Source organism: Ochrobactrum sp. EDr1-4 (genome assembly GCF_049199085.1).
GTDB lineage: Bacteria > Pseudomonadota > Alphaproteobacteria > Rhizobiales > Rhizobiaceae > Brucella.
On sequence record NZ_JBLZOF010000001.1, the window covers coordinates 470505 to 483557 of the forward strand.

Genomic DNA, 13053 nt, shown 5'->3' on the forward strand with positions numbered 1-13053 from the left:
TCAGCGTTCAAACCACACCTTAACGCACACCGCAAGGAAGGCGAATATGTTCCTGTGCGGCATTTTTGCGCGCTGCCCTGCGTTAGAAGCACGCATCTCGCACGCGCACTAATCCCGATTAAAAGCGTCATAAGCCTGCGAAAACTTGGGAAAATACCAAGAATCACATAATGAAGCCATGATTTAGCGGAAGGTTTCCTTTAACGTGCCGCGTGATAATGGATGCAACTGCCGGAGACGCATCGCAGATGCAATGTCGGTAGGACCTCTGCGATAAGGGTGCGGAAGCGACAATAGCTTTTCACCGTGTGTTTCAGAGGATAACGTCCCGGTGATTCGATCTGGAGATTTCATGATTTTCCGTCCATCCATCCGCCGCCCGGTTTTCCAGCGCCTCGCCACCCTTGCAACGGGTGCGGCCTTGATTTTTTCGGTTGCGACACTGCCATCACTCGCACAAACGCCAGCACAGCTTCCTGCGCCAACTGCGCAGCAGGAGGCGGGCCAGTCGCCGGCGACACCGCAGCAGAGCGGCACACTGAAGTCACAGCACGGTCCATGGGCGATCCTTTGTGACACGCCAGCCGGTGCGAAGACTGAGCAATGCGCGCTCATTCAGAATGTGGTTGCCGCCAAGCGGCCTGAACTTGGCCTTTCGGTCGTTGTTCTCAAGACGGCCGACAACAAGGCGCGCATCCTGCGCGTTCTCGCACCACTCGGCGTTCTGCTGCCAAATGGTCTCGGACTGAATGTTGACGGCAAGGATATTGGCCGCGCTTATTTCGTGCGCTGCTTTGAAGACGGCTGCTACGCAGAAGTGATCCTCGAAGACGAGCTGCTCAACACATTCCGCAATGGCAAGTCTGCAACCTTCATCGTCTTTCAGACACCGGAAGAAGGCGTCGGCATTCCGGTTGATCTAACAGCGTTTGGTGAAGGCTTCGACGCTCTTCCTTGATTCACGCTCTGGCGGCCTGCAAATGGCACTTTTCTGCGCTTCCGGTGCTCATGTACTAAAAGTACATTACGCTCCAGTTCTCAAAAACCACCATTTTCGGCACGCCATAACCTGAATCATCGGCGTCGTTGATAGCTGAGGTTGTTCTCAACCGATTTAGCGCTTACATCCTGTGGCAAACACATGCCGCAGGATTATTTTTATGAAAAGCCTGATTGATAGCTTCGACGTAAACCGTGACGATATTGAACGCCTTGTCTCGCAAAGCCTGAATGGCAGTGACGACGGCGAACTTTTCATGGAGTATCGCGAGGCGGAAGCACTCGTCTTTGACAATGGCCGTCTCAAGACCGGCTCGTTCAATCAGGATCAGGGTTTTGGTCTGCGCGCAGTCTCTGGCGAAGCCATCGGTTACGCCCATGCGGGTGATTTGTCGATCGCCGCTCTCAAACGCGCATCCGATGCGGTATCAGCCACGCTCAGCGGCCACAGCGGTTCATATTCCGCCGCACCCGCTGGCACAAATCGTCATCTTTACACCGACGAGAACCCAATCGGCTCGCCAACCTTTGATGCCAAGGTGCAGCTTCTGCAGAAGATCGACGCCTATCTGCGCGCCAAAGACCCAAAAGTTCGGCAGGTTTCCGTTTCCATCGCCGGATCGTGGCAGCAAGTGGAAATTCTGCGGGCTGATGGTCATTTCGTGCGTGATATTCGGCCAATGGTACGGCTGAGTGTTTCGGTGGTTGCAGGCAATGGCGACCGTCAGGAATCCGGTTCGCATACACTTGGCGGACGCAAGGGCTTTGGCGATTTCATCACCACCGAAAGCTGGCAGAGCGTTGCCGATGAAGCGCTGCGTCAGGCATTGGTTAATCTCGAAGCCATTCCAGCGCCCGCTGGCACCTATGATATCGTGCTGGGCAATGGCTGGCCGGGCGTGATGTTGCATGAGGCTGTCGGCCACGGTCTTGAAGGCGATTTCAATCGTAAGAAAACGTCCGCCTTTGCGGGCCTGCTCGGCCAGCAAGTCGCCTCGAAAGGCGTAACCGTCGTCGATGATGGCACGATCTCTGAGCGTCGCGGGTCTCTGACCATCGATGATGAGGGAACGCCGACCAATCGCACTGTGCTGATTGAGGATGGCAAGCTCGTCAATTATATGCAGGATCGGCAGAATGCACGGCTGATGGGCATGGAAGCCACCGGCAACGGCCGCCGCGAATCCTATGCGCACGCACCAATGCCGCGTATGACCAACACTTATATGCTCTCAGGCGACAAGTCGCCGGAAGAGATCATCGCCTCCATGAAGAAGGGTATTTATGCCGTTTCTTTCGGTGGCGGTCAGGTGGATATTACGTCTGGCAAGTTCGTGTTCGGTTGTACTGAAGCCTACATGATCGAAGCCGGCAAGATCGGCGCACCGATCAAGGGCGCAATGCTGATCGGCAATGGCCCGGATGCCATGCAGCGCATTTCGATGATCGGCAACGATATGAAACTCGACACCGGTTCGGGCAATTGCGGCAAGGGCGGACAATGGGTTCCGGTCGGCGTTGGCCAGCCGCATCTGCGCATGGACCAAGTGACTGTTGGCGGCACAGCAGTTTAAATCCTTCTCATGCAACTGATTGACAAATATCTGCCTGACTATGATTTCAGCGAAGTGCATGGCTGCGATGTCAGCGCTTCGCCGGAAACCGTCTTGCAGGCAGCAATGAACTATCGGCCCGAAACGGATGCGTTTTTCCGCAGCATGATTGCATTGCGCGAAGTGCCAATGCGTGCGCTCGCACGGCTGCGCGGACGGAAAAACACCGTTGAGCCACCTTTCGGCCTGCATGAATTTACATTGCTTGAGCATAAACCGGAGGAAGCATTGGTCTATGGGCTGGTGGGGCAATTCTGGAAAGCAGATTTCGGCCTCCATAGAATGGAAAGCGGTGAAGACTATCTGGCATTCAAAGTGCCAGGTGTTGCCAAACTCGCACTTGCCTTCACCGTAACTGAACAGAGCGGCAAAACGCGCCTTGTCACGGAAACCCGCGTCTTCTGCCCGGATCGCAAAAGTCATCTTCGCTTCACGCCATACTGGTATCTGATACGGCCAGTCAGCGGCATCATTCGAGGCCGTATTCTCAATTCGATCAAAAAAGCCAGCGAGACATCTCTTGCCCGCTACGAGATACCCTCATGAACATCATCGCGCATGTCGAAATTCCAGTGACAAAGCTCGAACGAGCCATCGCGTTCTATAGCGAGGTTTTCGGCATCAGCTTTGACGAGATGGTTGAAATCCACGGCAACCGCATGGCTTATTTTCCATTTGAGGAAGGCAAAGACGGTGCGAGCGGCGCGCTGGCGGAAGGTGAAGTCTACGTCCCAACCATCCATGGAGCGATAGTCTATCTTAGTGTTGCGGAGATAGACCAAGTAATCGCAAAGTCGACAAAGCAAGGCAGTGAAGTCCTGTTTCCCAAAACTGCGATCGGCGAAAACGGGTTTGTGGCAGAAATCACAGATAGTGAAGGCAATCGTATTGCAATCCAGTCCTTATAGGGTGCAAACTCGCTGCAAATACCTGACTGGAGGAGACTATGCCTGAAACACCATATGACTGGAGCGGAAAGCAGCCTGAAAAGCGTTCCCGACAAAAGCGTATGATGGTGATAGCCGCCGCAACCATGATCGCTCTGCTCTTCACGCTGGCTGTGGTTGATGCGATCCTCATTCTGGTCGACTGATGTTGCTGGTCTATGAAATCGACTGCACCGGCATAAAATCCCCCAACGAACTCTGGCAACGCTATCTCGACACAGTGCCCGTGCTCGACCCGGGATCCTTTGGCTATACGCTCGATTCATTCTGGGATGGCGTGCAATGGGGCGGCCCCGGCTGGCCCGGAGAATGTGAACTGGTGTTCAAAAACACCGAGGCGCTCAGCAAACTAAAAACGCTCGGCGGCAAGCCATTTCTGGAAGCACTTCGGCAATTGGCAGCAGATACAGATCGGGTGAAGATCATACTGGAATGAGCAAAAAGCTCATCGTGTTGCTGTATTTACCGCGTCATATTCTGCCGAAGCATTCACAAGCGCACCAATGTCACTGGCACAAAGATATGCTCTTAATGCATTAAACTTTTGATGGTCCCAATTGTATATTCCGAGGCTCAAAAGGGCTTCAACGGTGGGCGCAGAAAACCGTGACCGAACCACAACAGCAGGATTGCCGGCTACGATAGCATAGGGCCCAACGTCTTTCGTCACGATTGCACCCGAGCCGATGATAGCTCCCTCACCGATAGTAATACCCGGCATCAACATCGCGCGCATTCCAATCCATGCACCATTGCCAATTCTGGTGTCGCCTCTCGCCTCGTAGGAATCGAGAACAACATCGGAAAAAGGATAAAGACTGAACCAATCGGTCCGATGCGTATGATTGCCGCCCATCAAAATGACGGATTCTGCGCCAATGCACACATAGTCACCTATATGAAGCTGATCGATGGGCCACTGCGATTCCCAGGCCTTTGAACTATATTCATCACCATACAAATATCGAACAACGGACTCCTCAAAAGAGCCAGTCCATGCATTGCTATAATAGCTATTTTTACCACTGATATGAATGTTCGGATTTTTCACCGTTTCATGCAGCAGCTCGACAAGAGACCAGTGTTTGACGGATGGGCTTATGAAAGACAATGTTTTTACAACTTTCTCTATTCATCGATAATTCTTTTGAACTACCGAAAGACAATCTGAAAATGTGACTTAATAGCGCCAACCAAATCAAGCGCTTAGTCCACCCGCGACGGTAATCACCGTGCCAGTCACAAATCCTGACTTATCAGACGCGAGCCAGAGCGCCGTTTGTGCAATGTCTTCCGGCTCGGCAATACGTCCCATCGGTGTCATGGCAGCGATTTTTGCAGGTCGATCCGGGTTGCCGCTTGTTGAGTGAATAGACGTATTGGCCGTGCCAACACGAATTGCATTTACGCGGATGCCTTCGGGAGCCAGTTCTTTGCCTGCGCCAATAGAAATGGTCTCGACAGCGCCCTTTGAAGCGGCGTAATGCACATATTCGCCCGGACTTCCGAGAACTGCCGCAACGGACGAAATATTGATGATTGTGCCACCGCTACCGCCATTTGTCGTAGACATGCGGCGTGCGGCCTCCTGCGTGCAATAGAGCAAACCAAAGACGTTGGTTTTAAATGTTCGTTCGAGTGCTTCTTCGGAAAGCCCCGCAATGCGCGTGCTTTGCCCGATGATGCCTGCATTGTTGATAAGGCATTGCGGCGCGCCGAGCGCACGGTCACAGGTGGCGAATAGATCGGCAACGTCCTGCCGGTTGGCCACATCGCTTCGCATAGCGATTGCTTTGGCACCTAAGGTTTCGCAGGCTTTAACGGTTTCGTTCGCTGCGCCCGCATCGCTCACGTAGCTAATGCAGACGTTATAACCTTCACGCGCAAAGAGAATTGCGGTGGCAGCGCCAATGCCCCTGCCGCCGCCGGTAACAATAACAACTGGTCTCACGCCACGTCCTCCCCGCGCTTTGAACCGTGTCAGATCTCTGGGTTTTCCTCCAGAAGACCTTCTACAAATTCAAAAAGTCCGGGACGGCGATCACGGCGCAGACGTTCAGCAATGATGATGCCTTTAATGCCCGCATAAGAGCGCTGAAGGTCTTCATTGATAACGATATAATCGTATTTCGCCCATTTCTGGATTTCAAAACGCGCATTCTGCAAGCGGGTTTCGATCACATCTGCGGTGTCTTCCGCGCGACGGTTGAGGCGATTTTGCAGTTCTCGCATAGTTGGCGGCAAAATGAAAATCGACACCACATCGGCAGGCATTTTGGCCTGCAATTGCTCGGCACCCTGCCAGTCGATGTCGAACAACATATCCTTGCCGTCGGCCAGCGCTTCTTCAGCGGTCTGGCGCAGCGTGCCGTAGAAATTGCCGTGCACTTCTGCCCATTCGATCAGCTCGTCATTGTCGCGACGGCGCTCAAATTCGCGCTTGGTGATGAAGTGGTAATGAACACCTTCAATTTCGCTTGGGCGACGTTCACGCGTAGTCACGGAAACGGACAGCGAAAGATTCATATCCGCATCACTCAACAATTGCCGCGCAATTGTCGATTTGCCAGCACCTGACGGTGATGAAATCACCACCATCAGACCGCGGCGTGCAATGCCATGTTCGACCGAAGAGATGGCCATTTTCCGTTACTCCAGATTCTGTACCTGTTCGCGAAACTGATCGACGACCGCTTTCAGCTCAAGGCCGATTGCGGTGATCGATGCTGCGTTCGATTTTGAACACAGCGTATTCGCTTCGCGATTAAATTCCTGTGAAAGAAAGTCAAGCTTGCGCCCGATAGGGCCGCCATCAGACAATAGCTTGCGGGCAGATGCCACATGGGTTTCCAGCCGGTCCAGCTCTTCCTGAATATCCGCCTTGGTCGCAAGAAATGCTGCTTCCTGATAAAGCCGTGTTTCATCAAGATCGCGCCCGGTTTCCATCAGCAGTGCGACCTGTGTGCCAAGCTTTGCACGAATGGAATCAATACTGCGCGATGGATCATTGCGCGCTTCAAGCGTCAGACGCTCAATCGTATCGACATGACCGGACAAAATGTTGAAGAGCGACTGGCCTTCATGGGTGCGCGCCTCAGCAATCGCTTTTAGCGCACCTTCAAAGGCCGCAACAACCGCTGCTTCAAGGCCAGCGCGTGCATTCTCGTCTTCGCTTACCTGCGCCTGATCAATGATGCCACGCAGCGAAAGAATACCGTCAACGCTTGCTGGTGCAAGGCCATGGCGGGCTTGCAGCTCAGCGCCAAGTTTCAGCACTTCATCGAGCATTGCCTCATTGATTGCAAAACCTGCCTGCGCTTCTGCGCGCTCAACGCTAAGGCTTGCCTGAAAATTTCCGCGTGAGAAATAGCGCGCCTGAAGCGAACGAATGGCATGTTCAGCGCCTTCTAATCCCTGCGGCAAGCGCAAACGCAAATCCAGTCCTTTGCCGTTGACCGAGCGTACTTCCCACACGATGCGCGCTTCATTATCGGCAGCGCCATACTGTATCGCGTGGCGCGCAAACCCTGTCATACTCTGGAGCGCCATGTATTTTACCCTTTACACGAGATAAACCGCCCATCGCTGGGCGGCATTTTATTACTGCTGACTTCTTCCCTGCTCAACTGCACGCCATTTGCGCACATTGGCATTGTGTTCCTGCAAAGTCTTGGCAAAGACGTGTCCGCCTGTGCCGTCTGCAACGAAGTAGAGATCTTCCGTATCCAGCGGATTAGCAACTGCTTCAAGGGCTGCACGACCCGGATTGGCAATCGGTGTCGGCGGCAGGCCATTGATCACATAGGTGTTGTATGGTGTTGGCTTTTCAATATCTGACTTGAAGATCGGACGATCAGACGGCTTGCCCGCACCGCCAAACAGACCATAAATGATAGTCGGGTCGGACTGAATACGCATGCCTTTGTTCAAACGATTGACGAAGACCGAAGCCACATGCGGGCGTTCCGATGCGATGCCCGTTTCTTTCTCAACGATAGAAGCAAGCGTCACAAATTCGTTCTTGTCTTTTACCGGGAGGTCAGCACGGCGCTTTTCCCATGTATCGTCAATCAGCTTTTGCTGCGAAGCAACCATGCGGCCAATGATTTCTTCGCGCGTGGTGCCGCGTGTGAAATTAAGCGTATCTGTGAACAACCCGCCTTCCGCAGGCATTTCCTTCGGCATATCGCCCACAAGCGTTGGATCTGCGGAAATACGATCAAACACCTGCTTGACGGTCAGGCCTTCCGGAATGGTCAGCGGATACATGATCGACTTGCCGCTAATGAGAATATTCATCACATCGCGCATGGTCGAACCGGCAGGAAGCGCATATTCACCAGCCTTCAGATCGTTTTCATGACCATAGGCGCGCATACCATAACGGAAAATACGCGCATCGCTAACGATCTCGCGATTTTCAAGACTGTTGGACACTTCAGAAATACCGGCGCCGCGCTTCACCAGAAACGTTGTTTCTGCGGTCAGCGGTCCAGGAGAATCAAACTGAAGTTTGCCGAAATAAAACAATGCAGACCCGCCGAGCAAAACCAGCACCAGCAGCGACAACATGAAGTTCATGAAGACGACGATTTGGCTGCGCGCATGACGCGAGCGCTTGCGCGGCGGCGGTGTACCGGGTTCGGGGCGCAAGGCTTCTGAGGCAGACTTTGGCACAAAGGGCGCAGCGGGTGCGGCCTGTTCCGGCGTCGCAGACGATGGCGTGTTATCCTGCGGCGGCTGTTGGGCGAAATTGCTTCCCGCCTTTTCCTCTGACGTCACTCGACTACCTCGTCTTTAGAGCACGTTCCGATCTGATTAAATCAAGTCTGCGCTCTTTTGCTCTGATCCGCCTGAAATGGCATCCAAATCAATTACATTTTGTAGAGCAACACTAAACATAATTGGCAATTTTAAACATGACATGGGGTCATATTTTGACAAAAACGCGGAGAAATCCCCGCGTTTTTAAATAAGCTTCGTTTTCGGAGCGTCGTATTTTACGAATAACGGCGCAGAACCAGCGAAGCGTTTGTGCCGCCAAAGCCGAACGAGTTCGACAAGGCAATGTCGATTTTACGTTCACGTGCCTTATGCGGAACAAGATCGATCTTGGTTTCAACGGCTGGATTGTCGAGATTAAGCGTTGGCGGCGCGATATTATCGCGGATTGCCAACGTCGAGAAAATCGCTTCTGCAGCACCAGCGGCACCCAAAAGGTGGCCGATGGATGACTTGGTTGAAGACATGGAAATCTTCGACGCTGCATCACCGACAACACGTTCCACTGCACCCAGCTCAATCGTATCAGCCATGGTCGAAGTGCCATGCGCATTGATGTAATCGATCTGGTCCGCCGTGATGTTTGCGCGCTTTATGGCAGAAATCATGCAGCGCTCTGCACCCTCGCCGCTCTCAGTTGGAGCAGTGATATGGTAAGCATCGCCCGACAGGCCATAGCCAACGACTTCAGCGTAAATCTTAGCACCACGTGCAAGAGCATGTTCCAGCTCTTCAAGCACAACAACACCTGCGCCCTCACCCATGACAAAACCATCACGGTCAATATCATAAGGACGCGATGCTGCCTTTGGATCGTCATTGCGCTTGGTGGACAGAGCTTTACAAGCAGCAAAGCCTGCCAGCGAAATGCGGCTAACGGCAGATTCTGTGCCGCCCGCAACCATCACGTCGGCATCATCAAAAGCGATCAAACGGGCAGCATCACCAATGGCATGCGTACCGGTTGCGCAAGCGGTGACAACCGAATGGTTTGGGCCGCGCAACTTGTGCTTGATCGAAACATGGCCAGAAGCCAGATTGATCAGACGGCCAGGAATAAAGAACGGCGAAATACGGCGTGGGCCTTTGTCGCGCAGCGTGTAGCCAGCTTCAACGATGCCCTCGATGCCGCCAATACCCGAACCAATCAAAACGCCAGTACGGATTTGGTCTTCGTCGGTTGTCGGATGCCAATTTGCATCGTCCAAAGCCTGATCTGCAGCGCCAACGCCATAAACGATGAACGGATCAACCTTACGCTGTTCCTTTGGCTCCATGTGAAGATCGGGATTGAAGGTGCCATTGGTGCCATCACCAAGAGGGATACGGCAGGCGATCTGGCATGGCAGATCATCAACTTCAAATTCGGTGACGCGGCGAGCACCGCTTTCACCAGCAATAAGACGCTTCCAGGTTTCTTCGACGCCGCTAGCTAGCGGAGACACCAAACCAAGACCGGTGATGACGACACGCCTCATATCCACCCCTTAAATTTGATAAACTTCATTGGAGACATCCCGCAGGCACTAAGCGCCTCATACGGTCGATGCTCAATCTCGTTACCGGCCCGCTAACGGATTGCAATATGCAAATGACCAAGCGGCCAAACCGGGGATAGTTCAATGCCCTCAGACAGAAGACAAGCAGGGCCGGGATTCGGAAGAATCCCAGCCCCAAAAGCTCAGATTAGGCAGAAGCCTTATCGATGAACTTTACAGCGTCGCCGACCGTGAGGATCGTTTCTGCTGCATCATCAGGAATTTCAACGCCGAATTCTTCTTCGAAAGCCATGACGAGCTCGACGGTGTCGAGGCTGTCTGCACCAAGATCATCGATGAAGCTTGCACCTTCGGTGACCTTGTCGGCATCTACACCCAGATGCTCAACAACGATTTTCTTGACGCGCTCTGCGGTATCGCTCATGTCGGAACCCTCGACCTGTTTGTTTACTTGCTCCGCATTGGTTAGCGGTATGCATGATTGTAATCAAGTTATAAGGCGTCTGCCAAGTTACGAGTTTGCTCGCCTGACAGTCACCCTGTGGATATTCCTTGCGGAACAGGATAACGGCATCCCGCGAACGAAATGCCGAAACTCTCGTCGGGCGCATTACCATGCTTCTTGAGCAAGGCAAAGCGCATTTTGGTTTCTACCACCCGACTTTAATAGTTTTTATACCGTAAAATACTGATTTAAGAGCCCTCTCAAGGCTTTTAAATCATCGCCATACCACCATTGATATGCAATGTCTGGCCTGTGACATAGGCCGCTTCATCACTCGCCAGATAGACAACAGCAGCAGCGATCTCGGTTCCAACGCCCATGCGCTTCATCGGAATGCTGCCCATGATAGCGTCTTTTTGCTTCTCATTGAGCTTATCGGTCATAGCCGATTCGATGAAGCCCGGAGCAATGCAGTTGACTGTGACGTTACGGCTTGCGATTTCCTGCGCCAGCGACTTCGAGAAGCCGATCAGACCAGCTTTGGAAGCGCAATAATTCGCCTGACCCGGATTACCTGTTACACCAACAATCGACGTGATGTTGATGATACGGCCCTTGCGGCGGCGCATCATTGGATGGGTCAATTCGCGCGTCAGGTTGAAAACGGATGTCAAATTGACGTTAAGAACCGCATCCCAATCTTCATCGCTCATACGAACAAACAGGCCATCGCGGGTGATACCAGCATTGTTGACGAGAATGTCAATGCCACCCATTTCCTCTTCAGCCTTCTGGCCGAGCGCCTTAACGGCTTCGCGATCAGAAAGATTGGCCGGAAAGATGAAAGTGCGGTCACCCAATTCAGCAGCCAGCTCTTTCAGCTTTTCTTCGCGGGTGCCGTGAAGACCAACGATTGCGCCCTGCGCATGAAGAGCGCGCGCAATTGCTTCGCCTAAGCCGCCGGTTGCACCGGTTACGAGAGCCTTGCGGCCAGTCAGATCAAACATCTGGAATCCCTTAGCTATTCAAGGCAGCAAGCGCTGCTGCAATTTCTTCAGCTGAACCAACGGTCACGCCGGTCACATCCTTCGAGATGCGGCGCGCAAGACCCGTCAGAACTTTGCCTGAACCTACTTCATAAAGTGTTGTCACGCCATTGGCTGCAAACCACTCAACAGTTTCGCGCCAGCGGACCTGACCCGTCACTTGTTCAACCAGCAAATCAGCAATTTCATTGGCATCGGTCACAGGTGCTGCACGCACATTGGCAATCAGCGGCACAACCGGATTGTGCTTTTCAACCTGGGCAAGCGCTTCACGCATTGCATCCGCGGCAGGTGCCATCAGTGTCGAATGGAACGGTGCGGAAACAGGCAACATGATAGCGCGCTTTGCACCTTTTTCCGACGCAAGCGAAGCCGCGAGTTCAACCGCAGCCTTCGAGCCGGAGATTACAAGCTGGCCGCCGCCATTATCGTTGGCGATCTGAACTGAACCGGAAGCCTTAGCTTCTGCGCAGATGGCTTGTACTTCGCTGTGTTCCAGACCGATGATAGCAGCCATTGCGCCTTCACCAACAGGAACAGCTTTCTGCATCGCATTGCCGCGAATACGCAAAAGGCGAGCAGTATTTGCCAGCGAGAATGTACCGGCTGCGCACAGTGCCGAATATTCGCCGAGCGAATGACCGGCAACATAAGCGACTTTATCTTTCAACGAAAAGCCCTGAGCTTCCATGACGCGCAGCGTTGCAATGGAAACAGCCATCAATGCAGGTTGTGCATTGGCTGTGAGCGTCAGAACGTCTTCCGGACCTTCAAACATGGTTGCGGAGAGCTTTTCGCCCAACGCTGCGTCCACTTCCTCGAAAACAGCGCGTGCCTCAGCGAATTGTTCAGCAAGGGCTTTACCCATGCCAACTGCCTGGCTACCCTGTCCCGGAAATGTAAATGCTACCGCCATGAATGCCTCTTTTTATAGAACAATTTCATGCGATGTGCCCCAACACAGGTTGAAAAGTCAACCATTTGTGGATTTCAGCTGGCTTTACGACTTGCAAATCCGGGGAAAAAGACGTAATGAGCGCCCGTTCGTTGCTGGCATTAGCTGGGGGCTGAACGGAGGAGCGACCAGTTCTTCAACGTTTGTTGAGTTGGCCGTGGAAGTCTAAAGTGCTTCTGCCTCCCGTGTCTCCGCTCTCGATTGTCTTAACTTCAAGCGTCCTTTCTTCCCGGTTTTCCGGTCTAAGAGAAGTCGCAGAGGCTTAGCCGTTAGTGTCAGCGTGATGTAACAGAAGAAAGGCAAAGCCAATGGCTCTTTATGAACATGTGCTTCTTGCCCGCCAGGACATTTCCCAGCAGCAGGTCGACGCTCTCGTCGAACAGTACAAGGGTGTCCTCGAAGCTAATGGCGGCAAGGTCGGTAAGGTAGAAAACTGGGGTCTTCGTCCCCTCACCTACCGTATCAAGAAGAATCGTAAGGCGTATTACACGCTCGTAAACATTGACGCACCAGCATCTGCTGTTGCTGAAATGGAACGCCAGATGCGCATCAACGAAGACGTTCTTCGTTTCATGACCATCCGCGTTGAAGAACACGAAGAAGGCCAGTCGGCTATGCTTTCGCGTCGTGACGAACGTCGTGATCGCGATGACGACCGCGGCCCACGTCGTCCACGTGAAGGCGGTTTCGACCGTGGTGATCGCGGCGACCGCGGTGATCGTGGCCCACGTCGTCCACGTGACAACGAAGCTGGCGAAGGAGCATAA

Annotated in this window: 16 protein-coding genes; 7 read left to right on the plus strand and 9 right to left on the minus strand. The window is 53.1% G+C overall.

Features of this window, described 5'->3' with window-relative positions; genetic code table 11:
* Positions 1-352 precede the first annotated feature (352 nt).
* The 6 genes from ACOZHT_RS02400 (at position 353) to ACOZHT_RS02425 (ending at position 3995) form a co-directional block, all read left to right on the plus strand.
* Positions 353-958 carry an invasion associated locus B family protein gene (locus ACOZHT_RS02400; protein WP_339508025.1) on the plus strand — a complete coding sequence of 202 codons (606 nt, stop codon included), beginning with the start codon at positions 353-355 and terminating at the stop codon, positions 956-958.
* 202 nt (positions 959-1160) lie between these two features.
* Complete coding sequence (gene tldD / locus ACOZHT_RS02405; RefSeq protein ID WP_339508024.1) at positions 1161-2573, plus strand: metalloprotease TldD; 1413 nt, start codon at positions 1161-1163, stop codon at positions 2571-2573.
* A gap of 9 nt (positions 2574-2582) precedes the next feature.
* Positions 2583-3158, plus strand: a complete 576-nt coding sequence (locus tag ACOZHT_RS02410; protein WP_339508023.1) for a hypothetical protein — start codon at positions 2583-2585, stop codon at positions 3156-3158.
* Positions 3155-3520, plus strand: coding sequence for a VOC family protein (locus ACOZHT_RS02415; protein ID WP_339508022.1), 366 nt, complete (start codon positions 3155-3157; stop codon positions 3518-3520). The genes ACOZHT_RS02410 and ACOZHT_RS02415 overlap by 4 nt, the downstream gene beginning before the upstream one ends.
* A gap of 38 nt (positions 3521-3558) precedes the next feature.
* Positions 3559-3705: a hypothetical protein gene (locus tag ACOZHT_RS02420; RefSeq protein WP_153223297.1), complete on the plus strand. Its 147-nt coding sequence runs from the start codon at positions 3559-3561 to the stop codon at positions 3703-3705.
* Complete coding sequence (locus ACOZHT_RS02425; protein WP_339508021.1) at positions 3705-3995, plus strand: hypothetical protein; 291 nt, start codon at positions 3705-3707, stop codon at positions 3993-3995. Before ACOZHT_RS02420 ends, ACOZHT_RS02425 begins: the two co-directional genes overlap by 1 nt.
* Positions 3996-4004: 9 nt before the next feature.
* Here ACOZHT_RS02425 and ACOZHT_RS02430 read toward each other — a convergent pair whose 3' ends face one another.
* The 9 genes from ACOZHT_RS02430 to fabD form a co-directional block, all read right to left on the minus strand.
* A complete protein-coding gene (locus ACOZHT_RS02430) occupies positions 4005-4670 on the minus strand; it encodes a CatB-related O-acetyltransferase (RefSeq protein ID WP_421565305.1) in 666 nt (221 codons plus the stop codon).
* An 87-nt stretch (positions 4671-4757) separates the two neighbouring features.
* On the minus strand, positions 4758-5510 hold the full coding sequence (locus ACOZHT_RS02435) for an SDR family oxidoreductase (RefSeq protein WP_339508019.1): 753 nt from the start codon (positions 5508-5510) through the stop codon (positions 4758-4760).
* A 29-nt stretch (positions 5511-5539) separates the two neighbouring features.
* Positions 5540-6202 (minus strand): guanylate kinase, encoded by a 663-nt coding sequence (gmk, locus tag ACOZHT_RS02440; RefSeq protein ID WP_250040289.1) that lies wholly within the window; start codon positions 6200-6202, stop codon positions 5540-5542.
* Between the two features lie 6 nt (positions 6203-6208).
* A complete protein-coding gene (locus ACOZHT_RS02445; RefSeq protein WP_339508018.1) occupies positions 6209-7108 on the minus strand; it encodes a YicC/YloC family endoribonuclease in 900 nt (299 codons plus the stop codon).
* A gap of 51 nt (positions 7109-7159) precedes the next feature.
* Positions 7160-8341, minus strand: a complete 1182-nt coding sequence (gene mltG / locus ACOZHT_RS02450) for an endolytic transglycosylase MltG (RefSeq protein WP_339508017.1) — start codon at positions 8339-8341, stop codon at positions 7160-7162.
* Positions 8342-8559: 218 nt separating this feature from the next.
* Positions 8560-9819, minus strand: a complete 1260-nt coding sequence (gene fabF / locus ACOZHT_RS02455; RefSeq protein ID WP_339508016.1) for a beta-ketoacyl-ACP synthase II — start codon at positions 9817-9819, stop codon at positions 8560-8562.
* Positions 9820-10027: 208 nt separating this feature from the next.
* Positions 10028-10264, minus strand: coding sequence for an acyl carrier protein (locus ACOZHT_RS02460; RefSeq protein ID WP_002963616.1), 237 nt, complete (start codon positions 10262-10264; stop codon positions 10028-10030).
* A gap of 290 nt (positions 10265-10554) precedes the next feature.
* Positions 10555-11292 carry a 3-oxoacyl-[acyl-carrier-protein] reductase gene (gene fabG / locus ACOZHT_RS02465; RefSeq protein ID WP_339508015.1) on the minus strand — a complete coding sequence of 246 codons (738 nt, stop codon included), beginning with the start codon at positions 11290-11292 and terminating at the stop codon, positions 10555-10557.
* A 10-nt stretch (positions 11293-11302) separates the two neighbouring features.
* On the minus strand, positions 11303-12247 hold the full coding sequence (gene fabD, locus ACOZHT_RS02470) for an ACP S-malonyltransferase (protein ID WP_339508014.1): 945 nt from the start codon (positions 12245-12247) through the stop codon (positions 11303-11305).
* Positions 12248-12594: 347 nt separating this feature from the next.
* Between fabD and rpsF the strand changes: the two genes are divergently transcribed.
* Positions 12595-13053: a 30S ribosomal protein S6 gene (rpsF, locus tag ACOZHT_RS02475; protein ID WP_339508013.1), complete on the plus strand. Its 459-nt coding sequence runs from the start codon at positions 12595-12597 to the stop codon at positions 13051-13053.

Coding starts and splice junctions, on each gene's coding strand:
- ACOZHT_RS02400 (WP_339508025.1), top strand. CDS start 353: ATGATTTTCCGTCCATCCATCCGCCGCCCGGTTTTCCAGCGCCTCGCC.
- tldD (WP_339508024.1), top strand. CDS start 1,161: ATGAAAAGCCTGATTGATAGCTTCGACGTAAACCGTGACGATATTGAA.
- ACOZHT_RS02410 (WP_339508023.1), top strand. CDS start 2,583: ATGCAACTGATTGACAAATATCTGCCTGACTATGATTTCAGCGAAGTG.
- ACOZHT_RS02415 (WP_339508022.1), top strand. CDS start 3,155: ATGAACATCATCGCGCATGTCGAAATTCCAGTGACAAAGCTCGAACGA.
- ACOZHT_RS02420 (WP_153223297.1), top strand. CDS start 3,559: ATGCCTGAAACACCATATGACTGGAGCGGAAAGCAGCCTGAAAAGCGT.
- ACOZHT_RS02425 (WP_339508021.1), top strand. CDS start 3,705: ATGTTGCTGGTCTATGAAATCGACTGCACCGGCATAAAATCCCCCAAC.
- gmk (WP_250040289.1), bottom strand. CDS start 6,202: ATGGCCATCTCTTCGGTCGAACATGGCATTGCACGCCGCGGTCTGATG.
- ACOZHT_RS02445 (WP_339508018.1), bottom strand. CDS start 7,108: ATGGCGCTCCAGAGTATGACAGGGTTTGCGCGCCACGCGATACAGTAT.
- fabF (WP_339508016.1), bottom strand. CDS start 9,819: ATGAGGCGTGTCGTCATCACCGGTCTTGGTTTGGTGTCTCCGCTAGCT.
- ACOZHT_RS02460 (WP_002963616.1), bottom strand. CDS start 10,264: ATGAGCGATACCGCAGAGCGCGTCAAGAAAATCGTTGTTGAGCATCTG.
- fabG (WP_339508015.1), bottom strand. CDS start 11,292: ATGTTTGATCTGACTGGCCGCAAGGCTCTCGTAACCGGTGCAACCGGC.
- fabD (WP_339508014.1), bottom strand. CDS start 12,247: ATGGCGGTAGCATTTACATTTCCGGGACAGGGTAGCCAGGCAGTTGGC.
- rpsF (WP_339508013.1), top strand. CDS start 12,595: ATGGCTCTTTATGAACATGTGCTTCTTGCCCGCCAGGACATTTCCCAG.